The sequence below is a fragment of the Nocardia sp. NPDC059180 genome, from assembly GCF_042754945.1.
Taxonomy (GTDB): domain Bacteria; phylum Actinomycetota; class Actinomycetes; order Mycobacteriales; family Mycobacteriaceae; genus Nocardia.
The window spans coordinates 620,968-638,042 of the sequence record NZ_JBHZBU010000004.1 but is presented as its reverse complement, the minus strand read 5'-3'; the positions used below and the strand labels follow the sequence as shown (position 1 = coordinate 638,042).

Below are 17,075 nucleotides of genomic sequence, written 5' to 3'. Positions count from 1 at the left end.
GCCATCGCAGCTGAGGGGCACTCTCGTTATGCCCGCTCGGTGCGGTCAGCCGATCCGGAAGCTGATCGGTGCGGCCTGGGTGTTCGCGTACGGCAGCAGTGAGGCGGGCCGCACCGTCGGCTCGAACCGTGCGGGGACATCGGTCCAGCTCGTCGTCCCTGCGACCGGGCCGGTGTCGAGGCGGGCGAGCCGGGTGCGTGTCAGCGAATCCGCGCCGACGGTGTCGGAGGTGGAGGTCTCGGCGGTCAGCCAGGTTCCTTCGGGGGTGAACTCGATCCACGGATTCCCGAGCGCGATCTCCCCCAGGTGGAAGCGGGTCGCGGCGACGACGGTCCCGCGGTAGCGCACGGTGCCGTAGCCTGTGGCGTCGAGATCGGCGGAGTCGAAGGTGAATCCGAGGCTGCCGTCATCGTGGACGCCCGCGCCGCCCGAACCGGCCAGGGTGCCCTGGAGGGTGTCGGTGACGGTGTCCTCGAAACTCGGAGCGAAGGCCCATTGCAGGTCGCGAGGCGGCGGCGGCGGTGCGTTCGGGCCCGGCGCCGGATCGAACACCACGGATGCTGCGAGCTCCTGTTCGGCGTTGACCGCTTCGGCGGCGCCGTAGGTGTAGACGCCGAAACGGGCGTCGGCGGGGATCTGTTCGGGGACGCGCACCTGCAGCCTCGCGGTGAAATCACCCTCTGGCTCCAGCTCGACCCACTGGTGGCGAATGGTGCGCTGGAAGTCGAACGGTGCGCTCGGCACTCGGTCGAGCGCGGACTCCGACAACACCCATTTCACCGCGGACCGCTGCGCGGCGCGGGCACTGGTCGGGGCGCCCTGTGAGGGCCGCCAGTCCGGTGCGAACGCGCCGAAGGTGACGAAGATGCCGTGCGGTACACCCGGCGGGACCGGGACGGGCAGACCCGAGGTGTTGGCCTCGGGATCGAATCCCCGACCTCGCACGACGATGGTGTCACCGATGTGCACGGGCGTATCCGACAGCGGGGTCCTGCCATCGGCGGTGAACAGTTCGATCGCGGGTGCGGGTGGGGCGGCGGCGGTGGGCGCCACGCCGACGACGGTCCCGGTACCCGTGACCGCGGCGATGGCGACGACCGCTAGCAGTGTCGTTCTCACGCACCCGACATTACGACTGGCTCGATTCGCGGCAGTAGGGACGTTCGGCCCTACTGCGATGGGACGCGTGCCACAGTCACCGATGAGCGGCGGCGGGCGCGTCGGTGGCCGCATGCGCCGATGGGTACCGACTCTGCATTCATCGATGCGGCCGGTCGACCTCGCGCGTCTGGCCGGTTCCAGTTGTCGAGGCCGGCGCCGAGCCTCGGATCAGTGGTCGATGTCGTCGGGGCTGGTTCGCAGCAGGTCGAGCGGTTCGGTTCGCACGCCGAACCTCGAACGCAGAACATGACCAGCCGCATGCAGGCCGCACATTCCATGCACACCCGGTCCGGGTGGTGTCGCCGACGAGCACAGGTAGACCCCGGGCAGCGGTGTGGCGTAGGGGTTCCAGCGGGGCAAGGGACGGAAGGCGGTCTGGCGCAGAGTCATCGCGCCGGCAGAGATGTCACCGCCGATGTAATTGGCATTGTGGGCGGGCATCTCGACGGCGGTGCGGACGTTCGTCGCCAGAATCAGGTCGCGGAATCCGGGCGCGAACCGTTCGACCTGCGCGATCACCGCGTCGCTTACGTCGCGATCGGAGCCGTTGGGCACGTGGGCATAGGTGTAGAAAGTGTGCTTGCCCTCGGGTGCTCGGCTCGGATCCACCACGCCGGGCTGGATGGACAGCACGTACGGTCGCTCGGCATGCCTACCCGCTGCTACGGTGCGCTCCGCGGCCATCGCCTCCGCGCGGGTACCGATCAGATGCGCAGTGCCCGCCGAGCCGACCCCCTCGGCCTGCCACGGAACCGGGCCGGAAAGCGCGAAGTCCACCTTGCAGGCGGCCCCGCCGTAGCGGAACCGGCCGAGGCTGCGCCGGTAACCATCCGGCAGGCGCTCGCCCCCGACGCGCAGCAATTCGGCGGGTGCGGTGTCCAGGACGATTGCGCGGGCATCGCGGAATTCGTCGAGGGAATCGACGCGGTGGCCGGTGATCACTCGTCCGCCCAGCCGCTCGAGTTCGGCGACCAGGGCATCGATGATCGCCTGGCTACCGCCGCGCGGTATCACCCAGCCACCGGCATGGGCGAGTGTGCCCAGCAACAGGCCCGCGCCGACGGCGGGTAATGCCCTGGGGACAGTGATCGCGTGCGTGGCCACGCCGGACAGCAGGGCAGGCGCCGCGTCGCCGCGAAACCGCACGTTCCACAGCGGCGACCCCTGCTCCAGCATCCGCAACCCGAACCGGACCGCCGTAGGCGACAGCGCGGGCATATGCCGCAGATCCGACATCGCCAGATCCACCACCTGTGGCCAGTCCCGCACCAGCGGCTCGAACAGCGAGCTCCACGCCCGTCCGTCCACGCCGAGCCCATCGACGGTTCGCTCCAGATCCCGCCAAGCGACCCCGGCCTTGCCCCCGTCGAGCGGGTGGGCATAGGAGGCCTCGGGGGCGAGCAGTTCCACCCCGTGCGCTGCCAGGTCGAATGCGCGGAAGACCGGCGATGCCAACGCCATCGGATGCGCACCGGCGCAGGTGTCGTGATGAAATCCCGGAAGCGTTACTTCGGCGGTCCGGCATCCGCCCCCAGCCGTGTCCTGCGCCTCGTACACCTCGACCGACAACCCGGCCCGCGCCAGCACCACCGCGGCCGCCATTCCGTTCGGCCCGGACCCCACCACCACGACATCAGCCATCCCCCGATTCTGCCGTGTACCACCCAGCGCGCGCCGTCAGCGCCTTCACACCGTGCGGCGACGAGATATCCGCACCAGCCGCACCCCGTCCTGCGTCGCCGTGACGGTCACCCGGGTCCTATCGGCAACGGCAGGTCTGACGACATGATCGCGGGGCGGGGCGCGCCGCACGGGATCCTCACTGCGCGACTGTGCCGCTCGCCCACGTCAGTCGCGACCCGAAGTCAATTGGGCAAGTAACACTTTCATGCGTTCGTCGCGCAGGTCGGGGCGGAGGCGGCCGCTACGGTCGAGGGTTACCAGGCCGTGGACCGCCGACCAGGCGACTTCGGTGCCCGTCTCGACGTCGTAGGGGCCGGCGAAGGGCGCGTAGGCCTGTCGGATTTCGTCGAAGGCGGCCTGCAGGGCTTCGGGCGCTTCCGGGCCGAATCGCAGGTCGGTTTTGAGGACGAAGATCGCGTCGTAGCGGGCAGCGTTGTCGGCGGCGAAGTCGACGTAGGCGCCGATGACCGCGGCAAGAGCTTCGGCGGGATCGGCCGCCGCTGCGCGGGCCTCACGCAGGAGCACGGCGAGTTCGGCGCACCCCTGTTCGGCGACGGCCGACACGATGGCGGTTTTACCGCTGAAATGGCTGTACAGGACGGGTTGGCTGTATTCGATCCGGTCGGCGAGCTTACGGATTGTCACCGCCTCCCAGCCCTGCGTCTCGGCGAGTTCGCGGGCGGCGTCGATGATGCGTTGATGCCGATCGGCGCGTTCACGTTCCTTGCGGGTTCGGGTGGTCACCCCAAAATCCTAGCACCGCTAGACACAGTAGCGAAGATAGATTATCGTTGCTCGTATAGCTAGCAACGCTAGATCGAACACATTGGAGACGACGATGACCCTCTCTCGCATCAACACCGGACTGTCCCTGCTCGGCGCTGCCTTCATCCTCTACATCGGCATCAGCTACCTGATCACGCCGGAGACCATCGCCACCGGATTCGGCCTGCCCGCATGGCCGGAGGGCGAGGCGAGCGCGTTCATGAACCTCAAAGGCGTGCGCGATACCGCATCAGGTGTGCTGATCCTCGCCCTGCTCGCCACCCGGCAACGCCACGCACTCGGTATCGCGCTGCTGGTCATGTCCCTGGTTCCGATCGGCGACATGCTCACCGTCCTGCACTGGGACGGTTCGACCGCCACCGCACTCGGGGTGCACGGCCTGACCGCCGCATGGGTGGCGCTGACCGGCGGCCTGCTGCTGCGCGAGCAGCGGGTGCAGCGTGCAGATTCGGCCGTTCACCGACCAACTGTCGCCGTGGCGTAAGCATGTGACCGGGAACACGTTCGGGCAGCGATGAATCGATCGCTGCCCGAACCGTCTGTACTGATACAACCGAAGATCAGTAATGACCCTCAGGAGATCCGATGACAAAGCCGCACGGGCCCGCGTCCTACTTCCCGTCCATCGAAGCCAAGTACGGCCGAAGCATCGACGAGTGGAAGACCGCCATGCGTGAATCCGGTCTCGGTTCGAACAAGGAGCTGGTCACGTGGCTGAAGACCGAGCACGGTTTCGGACACGGCCACGCCACCGCCATCACCCAGCATTTCCTGAACCCGGAGAAGTGGGAGTCCTGAGTCAGACGTCGGTGGAGAAGCGGATACCACCGTCGGGGAGCTCCACCCCGGGCCAGATCCGCGCACCGCGCAGCAGCTCGCAGCGGGCGCCTACGCTCGCGCCATCACCGATGACGGCGTCGCGGACCAGCGCCCGCGGGCCGATCCTGGCACCGAACCCGATGATCGAACGCTCGACGGTCGCCCCGGCCTCCACCCGGGCACCGTCGAACAGCACCGCACCGTCGAGGCGGGCACCGGCACCGACCTCGGCGCCCCGGCCGACCACCGTGCCGCCGATGAGCAGCGCACCCGGCGCCACCCCGGCACCCTGGTGCACCAGCGATTCACCGCGCTGACCCGGCAGGGCCGGCGAGGGCGCGATCCCGCGCACCAGATCCGCCGAACCACGCACGAAGTCCTCGGGGGTGCCCATATCGCGCCAGTACGAGGTGTCGACATGCCCCTGGAGCCTGGCGCCCTCGGTGAGCAGCGCGGGGAACACCTCGCGTTCCACCGATACCGGACGCCCCGAGGGGATCTTCTCGATGTACTCGCGCCGGAACACATAGCAACCGGCGTTGATCTGGTCGGTCGGCGGATCCTGGGTCTTCTCCAGGAACGCGGTGACCCGGCCGTTCTCGTCGGTCGGCACACAGCCGAAGGCGCGCGGATCGCTGACCCGCACCAGATGCAGGGTGACGTCGGCCTTGGTGGATTCGTGGGTGTCGAGGATCGCACCGAGATCGGTGCCGCCGAGCACATCGCCGTTGAACACCATGACGTTGTCCGCGCGCAGCTTGGGCAGCACATTGCGGATACCGCCGCCGGTGCCCAGCGGTTCGGTCTCGGTGACGTATTCGATCTCGAGTCCGAGGTCGGCACCGTCACCGAAATGCTCCTCGAACACCTCGGCCTTGAACGAGGTGCCGAGCACGACATGGGTGATGCCCGCTTCGGCGATCCGGGCCAGCAGATGGGTCAGGAACGGCAGTCCGGCCGTCGGCAGCATCGGCTTGGGCGCCGACAGGGTCAGCGGACGCAGCCGCGTCCCCTGACCGCCGACCAGAATCACGGCGTCGGTGCCTGAATGTCCTGACATCGAGGGTCCTCTGTTCACAGTGGATCGTCCGCGAGCGGTGCACTCACGAAGCTTCGTCACGCGCCTTCGCACGCAGCGCAGATCGAACCGCAATCCGGGAGCGAACCGCAAGTCCGACCCGTAGCGCCAGCCGCAACGGGGCCTGCCACCAGTGCGGATGCCGATCGGCCTGGAACCGGTAGGCGCTGGCGTGGTGGGCGGGCAGCATCAGCTCTGGGTGACGGCCTGCGGCGTGTCCCTTGGCGTGGGTGACCTCGGCGGTCGGCACGAAGACGTTGTGCCAGCCCGCGCGGCCCATCCGGTCGCCGAAGTCGACGTCCTCCATGTACATGAAGTAGCGCGAGTCGAAGCCGTCGATGGCGTCGAAGGCCTCGCGACGCACCAGCAGGCACGATCCCGACAACCACCCGACGGTGCGTTCGGAGATCTGCTCGTTCTCTTGGCGGTAGCGCACCGTCCACGGATTGGATTTCCAGATCGAGCCGAGAACGGCGTGACCGGCACCGTCGAGCAGTCCGGGCACCGAGCGCGCGGACGGGTAGACGCTGCCGTCGGGTTCGCGAACCATCGGGCCGAGCGCACCCGCGCGGGGCCAGCGCTTCGCGGCGGCGAGCAGATCATCGATCGCGTCGCTGCCCCAGCGGATATCCGGGTTGGAGATGACCACGAATTCGATCGACGGATCCAATTCGGCGACGGCACGGTTGATGGCGCCGCCGTAGCCGATATTGCCCCCGGTACGTAGCAGCCGCACATGCGAGTTGGCCTCGGCAACCAGCTCCGGCACACCGTCGACCGACCCGTTGTCGGCCAGGATCACCTGCGGCTTCTCCGCGGTGGCGGTGGCAAGGGTGCTGATGAAGTGCTCGAGGTGCTCGCCAGGCGAGTAAGTGACCGTGACGACGGCCAGACTGGGCTGACCCGTGGAATCGGAGGGGCTCACAGCCGGTAAGCCTAACGGGCGCAGCCGGGCTTCGCCCGCCCACAGCCCCGCGCATGGCCGGAGCGAATGCGGAGGTACGCCTAACGTGGATGGTCGGTGAGTGCGGCTTCGAGCGCCGAACGCCAGGGACGCAGCGGCGTCAACCCCGCACCGGTCCACGATGCGTCCGACAGCACCGAATACGCTGGGCGCCGAGCGGGTCTGGGGAACTTCGACGAATCACAGGGCCGCACCCGTTCCGGATCGGCGCCGACACCGGCGAATACCGCTCGCGCGAGCTCGAATCGGCTCGCGGTACCGGAATTGGTGGCGTGCAGCAGGCGTGGCGCGTCCGGAGTGCGCGCCAATTCCAGCAGCGCCACGGCAAGGTCGCCGCCGTAGGTAGGGCAGCTGAGCTGGTCGTCGACTACGTCGATGGTGTCGTGTTCGCGCTCCAGTCGCCGCATGGTCGCCACGAAGTCGCCGCCGGCGGCGCGGAACACCCACGAGGTGCGCACCACATGCACCTGTGCGGCTGATTCGAGTACGGCCTGTTCACCGGCCAGCTTGGACTGCCCGTAGACCGACAGCGGCGCGGTGGGATCGGTCGCCTCATACGGCCGGGTCGCGGTTCCGTCGAAGACATAGTCGGTGGAGATATGGATCAGCCGCGCACCGCGGTCGGCGCAGGCCGCGGCCAGCACGGCCGGACCGGTCTCGTTGGCCGCGAAGGCCGCCTCCGGCGCGGATTCGGCCCCGTCGACATCGGTGAACGCGGCACAGTTGACCACCACGTCGCCGGGCCGGACGACCGCGCGCACCGCGCCGGCGTCGGTGACGTCGAGATCGCGGTGACCGAACGCGCGCGCGGCGGGTGCGAACCGGCGCAGCTCATGGCCGAGCAGCCCACCGGACCCGGTCACGACCAAACGTTCGATCAGGGCGGGGTCCGAAGGGTCTCCAGGCGGCGTAGCGGCGGTCATGCGGCCAGTCTGGCACGCCGTGACACCAGCGGTTCGGCTCCACCACCGTTGCCGTTGGTTAGCCTCGTGATGGGGCTGGGTGTCATGAGCGACGCTGAGTCGGAAGGACTGGAATCGGTCGCCGGGTCTGTCGAGCGGACCCGGCGCGGTGGAGAGGACTGCAGGTGGCGCAGCGGAGGAGCGCGGCAAGTGGGGGCAGCGCACCGATGTCCCGCACCGAAGGGGAACCGAGTTCGTTCGGCCCGGTGCGTGCACTGGTGGCGGTGATCGCTGTGCTTGTGCTGGTGGTCACCGGACTGGCCTGGCGCAGTGTGGACAGTCTCATCTCCAATATCGAACGCATTTCCGATCTCGGCCTCGGCGGTGGCCGCGACGGCGCGGTCGACATCCTGCTGGTCGGCGTCGATTCGCGCACCGACGCGCACGGTAATCCGCTGACCGACGCCGAGCGCGCCATGCTGCACGCGGGCGACGAGATCGGCACCAATACCGACACCATCGTGCTGATCCGGGTCCCCAACGACGGCAGTTCGGCCACCGCCATCTCCATCCCGCGCGACTCCTACGTCGACATCCCCGGCCTGGGCAAAGGCAAGATCAACTCCGCCTACGGCATCACCAAGCAGCAGGAGCAGCAGGAGCTGCTGGACGAGGGCGCCTCCGAGCAGGAAGCCGAACGCAAATCCACCCAGGTCGGCAGGCAAACCCTGGTGAAGACGGTCGCCGGGCTCACCGGCATCACGGTCGACCATTACGCGGAGGTGAGCCTGCTCGGGTTCGTGCTGCTGACCGACGCGGTCGGCGGTGTGGACGTCTGCCTGAACAATCCCGTCGACGAATGGATGTCCGGTGCGTCGTTCCCTGCAGGCAAGCAGCGCCTCGACGGTCCGCGCGCATTGAGTTTCGTCCGCCAGCGCCACGATCTACCCCGCGGCGATCTGGACCGGATCGTGCGCCAGCAGGTGTTCATGGCCCAGTTGGTGGGGCAAGTGCTGAGCAAGGACACGTTGAGCAATCCGAGCAGGCTGAGCGAATTGAGTGAAGCCGTCGGTCGCACCGTCGTGCTCGACGAAGACTGGGATGTGCTGGCGTTCCTGCAGCAGCTACAGGATCTGACCGGCGGCAAGGTCACCTTCGAGACGATCCCGGTGGCCGATCTCAACGGCACCACCTCCGACGGCGAATCGGTGGTGCGGGTGGAGCAGAAGGCGGTGAAATCGTATGTGGCCTCACTGGTCGGCGAGGAGAGCGAGCAATCCGACGAGCCGACGGTCGCGCCGTCGACGGTGACGGTGAACGTCTTCAACGCGAGCCTGGTCGGCGGCCTGGCGGGCGAAGTGTCACAGGCATTGAGCACCAAGGGTTTCCGGCAGGGCGAGGTGGACAACTACAGTGGCGAGTCGGTGACGAGCAGCCGGGTGCTTGCCGCGTCGACCTCTGATCCGAAAGCCAAGGCGGTCGCCGAGGCGCTGGGCGGGCTGACGGTGCTGGCCGACGAGACGGTTGCGGCGGATACGGTGAGCGTGGTGCTGGCGAGCGACTATTCTGGTCCCGGGTCGGAGGCGGGCGGCATGTTCGACTTCGATACTCCGTCGACCTCCGCCACCCCCGTACCGCCCGCTCCGCCGATCGATGCAGGCAAGAACGGACCGACATGCGTGAATTAGCCACCGTGCATGAAACAGCCAGTGAGCGTGAACCAGCCGATGCGTGACCTCGAGCAAGCACTGACCCTCACCGAGGCGGTGCTCGACCCGATCCTCGCGCGCGAACCCGCGGGTCCGCGCGTCACCTACTACGACGATGCCACCGGGGCCAGGATCGAGCTGTCCGGCCTGACGCTGGCCAACTGGGCCGCCAAGACGGCCAACCTGGTCCGCGACGAATTCGGGCTCACACCCGGCGCCAGGGTCGCGGTGCTGCTGCCCGCGCACTGGCAGACAGCTGCGGTACTACTCGGCTGCTGGTGGGCCGGGACCGAGGTGGTCCTGCATCCGGATCCCGACGCCGACCTGGCCCTTGCCACCGTCGACCGGCTCGACGACACCGACGGCGCAGGTGAGGTCGCGGCGCTGTCGCTGGATCCGATGGGTATGCCCGTGCGCGATCTGCCGGTCGGCATCACCGATTTCGCCACCTCGGTGCGCGTGCACGGCGATCAGTTCCTGCCCGGCGGGATCGGCATCGCCCTGGATGGGATGTCGGTGCCGGAAGTCCTGGCCGAGGCCCGCACATCGGCGCTGCGCCAAGGGTTCTCCGAAGGCGACCGGGTGCTGTCGAGCACCCCGTGGGATACACCGGCCGAACTCATCGACGGCTTCGTCGCGGTCCTCGCGGCGGGCGCCTCGCTGGTCCAGGTGGTCAACCCGGATCCCGCGCTGCGCGAACGCCGCGTCGAGACCGAACGGGTCACCGCCCTGCGGGGATGAGGCTCGCTGTGCGCCCGACTCCTACCGTGGTATAGGTCGATTGTCCGACTCTGGGACGTTCCCGCTGGTGCGCGGGTTCCGTACGGTGGTGATATCGCACACATCAGACGATGGGGTCGGGTGAGAGATGAAGCCGCAGTATTTGTTCCGGTGGTTGTCGGCCCACGGTATGCCGCGCGCAGTCCTACGGACACAGGCCCGTCGTGGTGACGCCTTCGCACGATTGATGGGCGGGCCCGATGGAGTCGACGATCCATATCCCTTGATCGAGCAGCTCCGCGGCGAGGGTGGGCTACAGCGGGCCGCCATCTCGTGGGTCACCTTCGACCACGGCCTGAGCCGAGCCATTCTGCGTGACAACCGGTTCGGAGTGCGCACCCCGGAGAGTTTCGCACTGCCCGGACCACTGCAATGGCTGTCCAAGAGGTTCCCGGTACCGCCCAATCCGGTGGAGCCGCCGTCGATGCTGGTGATCGATCCGCCCGAGCACACCCGTATGCGCAAGCCGGTCTCCTCGGCCTTCACCCCGCGTGCCATCGGCAAACTGCGCGATCGAGTCGAGACGGTCACCGCCGAACTGCTCGACGCGCTGCCCGCCCACGGTTCCGCCGACCTGGTGGAGTCATACGCCGCCCAGGTCCCGATTGCGATCATCTCCGAAATGCTCGGCTTCCCCGACGAGGACCGGCAGATGTTCCTGCGCTGGGGCGACCGGATGACCCCACTGCTCGACCTGGGTATCTCCTGGCAGGCGCACCGCCGCGCCATGGACGCCACCCACTTCATGAACCATTACTTGATCGAGCACATCGAACGCCTGCGTCGCACCCCCGGCGACGACATCCTCAGCACTCTGGTCACCGCGGACGAGCTGAACACCGAAGAGCTCATCGCAACCGCGAGCCTGCTGATGGGCGCCGGCTTCGAGACCACGGTGAACCTGATCAGTAACGGCATCAGTCAGCTGGTTGCCCACCCCGACCAGCTGGACCGCTTGCGCGAGGAACCCGACCTGTGGCCGAACGCGATCGAGGAAGTGCTGCGGTTCGACCCGCCCGTACAGACCACGGCACGCACCGCAGTCACGGATACCGAACTCGAGGGTGTGCCCTTACGGGCCGGGGCCACGATCGTGCTGTCACTGGCGGGTGCAAACCGCGATCCCGAGGTCTTCGAGAATCCGGCCCGCTTCGACGTGGCCCGGGCCAACGCCAAAGACCACCTCACCTTCAGCAGCGGCATCCACGTCTGCCTCGGCGCCAGCCTGGCGCGTATGGAGGGCACCCACGCCCTGCGTGGGCTCTTCGAGCGCTTCCCGGACCTGCGCCTGGAAGGACCACCGCGGCGCAGACAACTGTTCACCCTGCACGGCTACGAGCACATGCCGGCGAATCTGGGTCCACGCGCGCGCAGCCCGCAGCACACCGGCGTCTGATCGACGCCCCGCGGGTCCCGGGCGGGCCGGGGCGGGGATGGCCCGCCCGGGTCCCGTCAGGCGAAGCCGAGCGCCTGTTCACCCCACGCGGTGTGCAGGTCGTGGTCGGGGTCGTCGACGACGCGGTCGGCGGCATCGATCAACAACGTGGTTCGCGTGGCCTCGTGGTACGGCGGCCAGTGTTTGGACCCATCGAGGGCGGCAGGCACGCCGTGGCGGGCGAAGGCCAGCCAGCGCCGCATCATCCGACCGGACACCTCGGCGGCCACTTTGCGACCACCGAGCCAGAACGTCGGATCGTGATCGAAGGTGCCGAAATTGCCGAAGACATACGGTAATTCGGTGGCATGCCCGGCACCGACGCGGGCCGCACGCAACATCGGGGTGGCATGGTCGAACCGGTACATCCAGGTGCGCGAATGCCGGGAGTGGGTGTCGGCGACCCAATGCGCGGGCATCCGGAACGCGGCATCGGTGGACATGGCCAGCGCGCCACGGGGCTTGGCGAGGTCCGGGTAGGCGGCGGTGATCTCGGCGACCCGTTCATGCGACATCCCGGGGTGGCTCGCCTGCACGCCGTTGAGCATCGCGTTCACCGCATCCGGCGTCACCGGCATGATCGGTGACCGGAACAACCGGAACAGCGACGCCTCGTCCTTATTGGTGCCGATGATCAGCGGCACCTGGTGGGACAGCCCGTCACGGAAGCGATCGGTCGGATAGCCGGGCAGCAGGTCGCCGTCGACGACTGGCGCCGCGGCGAGGGTGCCCGGCGATTGGATCGGCACCTCATCGATCAAGACCGCAGCGGCGTCGATGATCCGGTCGATCGGGCATTCGAGCAGATCAGCGGCTCGTTCGCGGGGCATATCGATCAGTTCCAGGAACCGGTCGGCAACCCCGGCGGCTCGTTCCGGACCGAAGACCGTCGTCGCGGGCGGGCTCTGCGCGATCGCCCGATGGAACAGACCCGCCGCACGGGGTGCGGTCAGCAGCGCGGTCACGCAGCCGCCGCCGGAGGACTCGCCGAAGAGGGTGACATTGTCGGGGTCGCCGCCGAACGCGGCGATGTTGCGCTGCACCCATTCGAGCGCGAAGAGCTGATCGTGCAGGCCGAGGTTGGGTACGAAGTCCGGCGACAGCGACGACAGATCGAGGAATCCGAGCGCACCGATCCGGTAGTTGACCGTCACCAGCACGACATCGCCCATCTCGACCAGTTTGCGTCCGTCGTAGATGCCCTGTGCGGCCGTGCCCAGGCAGTACGCACCGCCGTGCAACCACACCATGACCGGGCGCGGAGTGTCTGCGGTGGCTGCCGGGGCGAAGACATTGAGCCACAGACAGTCCTCCCCCATCCGCAGGCCCTTGTCGATGGGGACGGTGTTGTCCATGTTCTGCGGCGCGATATCACCGAACTCGGTCGTGTCGCGGATACCGTCCCACGGTTGCGGTGCGCGCGGCAGGGAGAACCGATGCGGACCTGCCGGCGCGGCCGCATAGGGAACACCGCGCCAGACGAGCACTTCGCCGTCACGCCCTCCGCGCACCCGGCCGTATTCGGTTTCCGCCACCGGGGCCGACTCGTCCTGCGTCAACGTCGCCCGGAACAACTCAGTGCTCATCGCAGACCCTCCTCACACCTCTGTCTATCGAGGGTACGACGGTGTTCATGACAGCCACGGTGACCGAACCTCGCCACGAGACGGCGAGTCGCGCCCGGCGCGTCGGTACCGCAGTTCAGATAGCAATTCCGCGACGAATGTCTGCTCTGTCACGTGCTCGCTATGCTGTGGCGATGCCGAGTTACAACTTTCGGTGTCGCAGCTGCGGTGACACGTTCGAGGTGAATCGTCCGATGGCCGAGGCGTCCGCGCCCGCCGCCTGCCCGAGCGGGCACGACGACACTGTCAAACTACTCACCACCTTCGGGACGGTCGGCCGGGCCGCCGCGCCCGCGCCCGCCGCCGCACCGCGTCCAACAGGTGGTTGCTGTGGGGGCGGCTGCTGCGGCTGAGGCCGTCCCGTTCAGTCGCGCCTGTCGACGTGGCCGAGGTCGCGGTCCGGGGCGACACGATCGCGCACCCGCTGCTTGAGCACCGCGATGTCCGGGAAGCCGCCGTCGGCCTTGCGTTCCCAGATCTGCTCGTTGTCGACGGTGATACGGAAGACCCCTCCGGTCTCCGGGATCAACGCGACCTCACCGAGTTCGGTGGCGAAGGTAGACAGCAGCTCCTGCGCCATCCAGCTCGCCCGCAGCAGCCAGCGGCACTGGGTGCAGTACTCGATCGCGACACGTGGCATGCGGCGAACCCTACCGGTCGGGCGGTATCAGATCGCGCCGACCGCAAGCCCTGCATGGTGATGCTGCGCTGCCACCTCCGGGCCTGACCGGTCAGGCGGTGACGACGCCGTCGACGTAGACCCAGACGCCGCCCTCGCGGCCGAAGCGGCTGACCTCGTGCAGTGATCCCCGACCGCTGTCGTCGCGATAGTGCGCGGTGAACTCGACCGTGCCGGTGTCGTCGAAGGGCCCGCCGCGTTCGGTGCGCTGGATCTCGAGAAACAGCCATCGCTGGTCCGGGTCGAGTTCGAGCTGTGCCGGGCGGGTGCGCGGATGCCAGGAGCGACGCAGATAGTCGACGTCGCCGACAGCGAAGGCGGTGTAGCGCGAACGCATCAGCGCCTCGGCGGTCGGCGCGCTGCGTTCACCGGCCAGTATCGGCCCGCAGCAGCTGCCGAACGGTTCACCGCGTGTGCAGGGGCACGGCTGCGTCTGATCCATGGCACCGATCATGCTCATCGGCGGCCGCTGCGGCCAATCGCAAGCGACGCCACGAGCTGGTCGGCGCTGTACGAGCCGGATGCGGCGCTCACCGGATCGCGGCGAGATCGTCGGCGATGCGCGCTGTTTCCTCCCGCCACCGGCGCAGCTCGGTGACACCGGGTGCCAGCTCGTAATCGTGATGGTGCGCGGCATGCGACAGCGCCGACCACAGCGTTGCGATCCGCGCCGCGGTGAGTGGCCCGGCGAAGGTGCGCAGGGCCAGCAGCTGGGCGCGCATCGGGCAGCGCATCAGCTCCGGCGCTACCCGCGCCCAGAGTTCGTCGACCACCTGCTCCAGCGCGATCCGCAGGATCCACGCCGTGGCGCGCGACCACAGGCCGCCCGCATCGGTGACGGTGCCATCGAGCAGGCCGTCCACCGCCGCCAGTCGCTCGGCGACGGTCGGACGGTCGACATCGGCAGCTCGATCATCACGACGATGCCGGTTCGGCCCAGTCCGTTCCGGTCTCCGGCGCGTACGCCCGCCCCGGCCGCGCGCACCCCGGCGACGGCGTCGTGCCGGGGTGGCATCCTCGCTCACCGAGCCAGCCAGTCGACGAGCTTCTCGGTATCGGCGATGAGGTCGTGCATGCTGCGCCCGATCGGAACATGGGCGCCCGCAGTGGCGTCGCGCAACGCGCCAACCGCCCATTTACCTTCGCGGGCAAGGCGTTTGCCCAGGTCCTCGATGCGTCCGGACGGGCCGAGTACCGCGAGCGCGACCATCGCCCTTGTGGATTGCGCGGTGTCGATGAGGCGCTGGACCTCACGGTGATCGACACCGGCGGCGAGCAGCTCACGCCGCGCCCTGGCCAGGCTCGCCGCCTCGAGCGCGGAGCGGCAGCAGGTGGCGACCAGCTCGTCGGCGATCGCGGGCGGCAGTTGCGGGGTACGGGTCAGTGCGCGGGCGTCGTCGAGGTAGCGCAGCACCGGATCACCGGACACCCGCACCTCCACCCGCGAACGTTCCCGCCGCTGGACCTCGAGCACCCTGGCGTCGATCTGCATTCGGCGCACCGCCTCGGCGAGCCGCTCGTCATGGGTGAACACCACCACCTGACGCGTCCACGCCACCGTCGCGAGCACCCTGGCCAGCCCGTCGACCTTGGCCGGATCCATCGCCTGCACCGGATCGTCGATCATCACGAACCGGAACGGGCTGTCCTCCACGGTGGCCCGCGGCAGGAACAGCGACAGTCCGAGGGCGTGCAGCTCACCCTGGCTCATCACACCGAGCGCCGCACCGTCCACCTCGTCGACGGTGACATCGAGCAGGACCCGGCGCGCGGTGTTCACATTGCCCTGCAAGCGGATTCCACCCAGTTCGACATTGCTCTGCTGACGCAGGCTGTGCCAGACCCAGCGCGCGGTGGTCTCCAGTGGCGCCATCCGTTCACCACGCAGCCCGGCGGTGGCGGCCTTGAGCCACTCCTCGGCCTTGCGTACGGTGCGCAGCTCGTCCGCGTGCGCGGCTACCTCGCGGGCACCGTCGAGCCAGGCGGCGATGCGCGGAGTCAACGGTGCCCAGACCTCGTCGAGCCGGTCGAGTTCCTTGCGGGTGCCCTGCTGCAGGAGTTCGAGTTCGTCGACCAGTCGCGCATGGGCCGCCAACAGTCGACCGGGCAGGTCGTTGGTGTAGTCGGTGTCGGTGAGCGCTGCCCATTCGGTCCAGGCGTGGCGGACCGCCGCGGTATCCACGCTGGGTGGATTGCGCGGGTCGAATGCCAGTTCTGTGGGGAGCTGCTCCGGCAGTGCTCGGGCCGCCCGCAAGGCGCTGTCGAGGGCGCTGCGGGCACCGGCCAGTGCGGCGACCCGGTCGGTCAGTGCCGCGATGGAGGCGTCGGCGGCGCGCGACCAGTCCGCGTCGAGGGTGCCCTGCCCGCACACCGGGCAGGGGCAGGGGCGCGCGACCGCGGCGTGGTCGCGGGCGCGGGTGAGCAGTTCCAGAATGCGCAGATCGGCCTCCGCGTCGGCAGTGGCGTCGCGGTCGATCGCGGCGCCGCACTCGCTGAGCCGGGCCGCGAGGTCGGCGACCTCGGCTTCGGCGGGCAGCCGCAGGCGCACGATGGCGCGCAGGCCGTCGGGTTCGCTGCCGATATCGGAGCCGAAGAGTTCGGCTTCGACGGCGGTGAGATCCGGTGTGGGCGGGCGAAGTAGTTCGGTCATCCGGACGGCGCGATCATCGGCGACGGTGGCCAGTTCGGCGAGGAGTTCGAGGCGTTCCTGGCGGGAGTCGCGCGCGGCGCGTTCGAGTTCGAGGCGCCGCATGCGGATGGTTTCCTGGGCGACGGTGAGTTCGTCGAGTCCGAGCAATTGGTGCAGGGCGTCGAACAATTCGCTCGGTTTGCCGTCGACCAACGCGCCCAATTCGCTGTAGGACAGGAACGGGCGGTACAGCTCCAGCGGCACCGACCAGCGCCGCGCCGGAAACGGTGCGCGACCGGCGACTGTGCGCTGGGTCCACCGGGCCTCCGACAGGGCGGCGCCGGGCGCCCATTCTTTGGTGACCGTGAGTTCGGGACGCTCGCCGCCGGCGAGAAGTTCCAGTTCGATGCGCGCCGGTTCGGGTTCGTGCAGGTTGCGCCAGCCTTCACGCCAGGCCGCCGACCGTCCGTCCCAGCGCCGATTGCCACCGGTCAGGGCCAGTTCCGCCGCTTCGGCGAAACTGGATTTCCCGCTGCCGTTGCGCCCGACCACCAAGGTCAGGCCGGGGCCCGGCGCGAGTTCGAGGGTGGTCTCGGCGCCGATGCCCCGGAATCCACGTACTCGGATAGCACGCAGGAAGATACCGGCGGCACCGAATTCGGCTGTGGGTTCGCTCGTTTCGAGGTCGCCGAGCGCCGTGAGCACGGTGTGTGCGATATCCGAGGTGACCGCGGGATCGGATTCGAGCCGCCGCGTGACCAGTTGGGCCAACCGGGGCGCCCGCCGACTCGCCGGGTCCGTCTCGGAATTTGTGCGCATACACCA

17 protein-coding genes are annotated in these 17,075 nt (G+C 68.7%); 6 read left to right on the top strand and 11 right to left on the bottom strand.

Going from position 1 to position 17,075, the window contains the following annotated elements; translation table 11 throughout:
* Positions 1 to 45: 45 nt before the first annotated feature.
* The 3 genes from ACFXNW_RS16970 to ACFXNW_RS16960 all read right to left on the bottom strand — a co-directional run bounded on the left by ACFXNW_RS16970 (position 46) and on the right by ACFXNW_RS16960 (position 3,588).
* Positions 46 to 1,119, bottom strand: coding sequence for an HtaA domain-containing protein (locus ACFXNW_RS16970; protein ID WP_379418604.1), 1,074 nt, complete (start codon positions 1,117 to 1,119; stop codon positions 46 to 48).
* A 210-nt stretch (positions 1,120 to 1,329) separates the two neighbouring features.
* Positions 1,330 to 2,802, bottom strand: a complete 1,473-nt coding sequence (locus tag ACFXNW_RS16965; RefSeq protein ID WP_379418603.1) for a phytoene desaturase family protein — start codon at positions 2,800 to 2,802, stop codon at positions 1,330 to 1,332.
* A 207-nt stretch (positions 2,803 to 3,009) separates the two neighbouring features.
* On the bottom strand, positions 3,010 to 3,588 hold the full coding sequence (locus ACFXNW_RS16960; RefSeq protein ID WP_379418602.1) for a TetR/AcrR family transcriptional regulator: 579 nt from the start codon (positions 3,586 to 3,588) through the stop codon (positions 3,010 to 3,012).
* A gap of 94 nt (positions 3,589 to 3,682) precedes the next feature.
* Between ACFXNW_RS16960 and ACFXNW_RS16955 the strand changes: the two genes are divergently transcribed.
* Both ACFXNW_RS16955 and ACFXNW_RS16950 read left to right on the top strand, forming a co-directional pair.
* On the top strand, positions 3,683 to 4,114 hold the full coding sequence (locus ACFXNW_RS16955) for a DUF4267 domain-containing protein (RefSeq protein ID WP_379418601.1): 432 nt from the start codon (positions 3,683 to 3,685) through the stop codon (positions 4,112 to 4,114).
* Between the two features lie 101 nt (positions 4,115 to 4,215).
* On the top strand, positions 4,216 to 4,428 hold the full coding sequence (locus ACFXNW_RS16950) for a DUF4287 domain-containing protein (RefSeq protein ID WP_379418600.1): 213 nt from the start codon (positions 4,216 to 4,218) through the stop codon (positions 4,426 to 4,428).
* A 1-nt stretch (position 4,429) separates the two neighbouring features.
* Here ACFXNW_RS16950 and ACFXNW_RS16945 read toward each other — a convergent pair whose 3' ends face one another.
* From ACFXNW_RS16945 to rfbD, 3 genes are all read right to left on the bottom strand, one after another.
* Complete coding sequence (locus tag ACFXNW_RS16945; RefSeq protein ID WP_379418599.1) at positions 4,430 to 5,509, bottom strand: sugar phosphate nucleotidyltransferase; 1,080 nt, start codon at positions 5,507 to 5,509, stop codon at positions 4,430 to 4,432.
* Between the two features lie 43 nt (positions 5,510 to 5,552).
* Positions 5,553 to 6,452 carry a glycosyltransferase family 2 protein gene (locus ACFXNW_RS16940; protein ID WP_379418598.1) on the bottom strand — a complete coding sequence of 300 codons (900 nt, stop codon included), beginning with the start codon at positions 6,450 to 6,452 and terminating at the stop codon, positions 5,553 to 5,555.
* An 80-nt stretch (positions 6,453 to 6,532) separates the two neighbouring features.
* The gene (rfbD, locus tag ACFXNW_RS16935) at positions 6,533 to 7,414 is read right to left on the bottom strand and encodes a dTDP-4-dehydrorhamnose reductase (protein WP_379418597.1); all 882 of its coding nucleotides are present in this window, start codon (positions 7,412 to 7,414) and stop codon (positions 6,533 to 6,535) included.
* A 206-nt stretch (positions 7,415 to 7,620) separates the two neighbouring features.
* Here rfbD and ACFXNW_RS16930 point away from each other — a divergent pair, with 206 nt between their 5' ends.
* The 3 genes from ACFXNW_RS16930 (at position 7,621) to ACFXNW_RS16920 (ending at position 11,278) form a co-directional block, all read left to right on the top strand.
* On the top strand, positions 7,621 to 9,081 hold the full coding sequence (locus tag ACFXNW_RS16930; protein WP_379418596.1) for an LCP family protein: 1,461 nt from the start codon (positions 7,621 to 7,623) through the stop codon (positions 9,079 to 9,081).
* A 39-nt stretch (positions 9,082 to 9,120) separates the two neighbouring features.
* Entirely contained in the window at positions 9,121 to 9,843 is a 723-nt protein-coding gene (locus tag ACFXNW_RS16925) for a TIGR03089 family protein (protein WP_379418676.1), read from the top strand.
* Between the two features lie 127 nt (positions 9,844 to 9,970).
* Positions 9,971 to 11,278 (top strand): cytochrome P450, encoded by a 1,308-nt coding sequence (locus tag ACFXNW_RS16920; protein WP_379418595.1) that lies wholly within the window; start codon positions 9,971 to 9,973, stop codon positions 11,276 to 11,278.
* 56 nt (positions 11,279 to 11,334) lie between these two features.
* Here the strand turns inward: ACFXNW_RS16920 and ACFXNW_RS16915 are convergent, their stop codons facing one another.
* Positions 11,335 to 12,903, bottom strand: coding sequence for a carboxylesterase/lipase family protein (locus tag ACFXNW_RS16915; protein WP_379418594.1), 1,569 nt, complete (start codon positions 12,901 to 12,903; stop codon positions 11,335 to 11,337).
* A 47-nt stretch (positions 12,904 to 12,950) separates the two neighbouring features.
* Here ACFXNW_RS16915 and ACFXNW_RS16910 point away from each other — a divergent pair, with 47 nt between their 5' ends.
* Positions 12,951 to 13,295, top strand: coding sequence for a zinc ribbon domain-containing protein (locus tag ACFXNW_RS16910; protein WP_379418593.1), 345 nt, complete (start codon positions 12,951 to 12,953; stop codon positions 13,293 to 13,295).
* A gap of 11 nt (positions 13,296 to 13,306) precedes the next feature.
* On the opposite strand, the gene ACFXNW_RS16905 is transcribed toward ACFXNW_RS16910, so the two are convergent.
* The 4 genes from ACFXNW_RS16905 to ACFXNW_RS16890 form a co-directional block, all read right to left on the bottom strand.
* Complete coding sequence (locus ACFXNW_RS16905) at positions 13,307 to 13,582, bottom strand: SelT/SelW/SelH family protein (protein ID WP_379418592.1); 276 nt, start codon at positions 13,580 to 13,582, stop codon at positions 13,307 to 13,309.
* A gap of 91 nt (positions 13,583 to 13,673) precedes the next feature.
* Positions 13,674 to 14,063 (bottom strand): YchJ family protein, encoded by a 390-nt coding sequence (locus ACFXNW_RS16900; protein WP_379418591.1) that lies wholly within the window; start codon positions 14,061 to 14,063, stop codon positions 13,674 to 13,676.
* An 88-nt stretch (positions 14,064 to 14,151) separates the two neighbouring features.
* Complete coding sequence (locus ACFXNW_RS16895; protein ID WP_379418590.1) at positions 14,152 to 14,484, bottom strand: hypothetical protein; 333 nt, start codon at positions 14,482 to 14,484, stop codon at positions 14,152 to 14,154.
* 158 nt (positions 14,485 to 14,642) lie between these two features.
* Positions 14,643 to 17,069 (bottom strand): AAA family ATPase, encoded by a 2,427-nt coding sequence (locus ACFXNW_RS16890; RefSeq protein WP_379418589.1) that lies wholly within the window; start codon positions 17,067 to 17,069, stop codon positions 14,643 to 14,645.
* Positions 17,070 to 17,075: the final 6 nt, after the last annotated feature.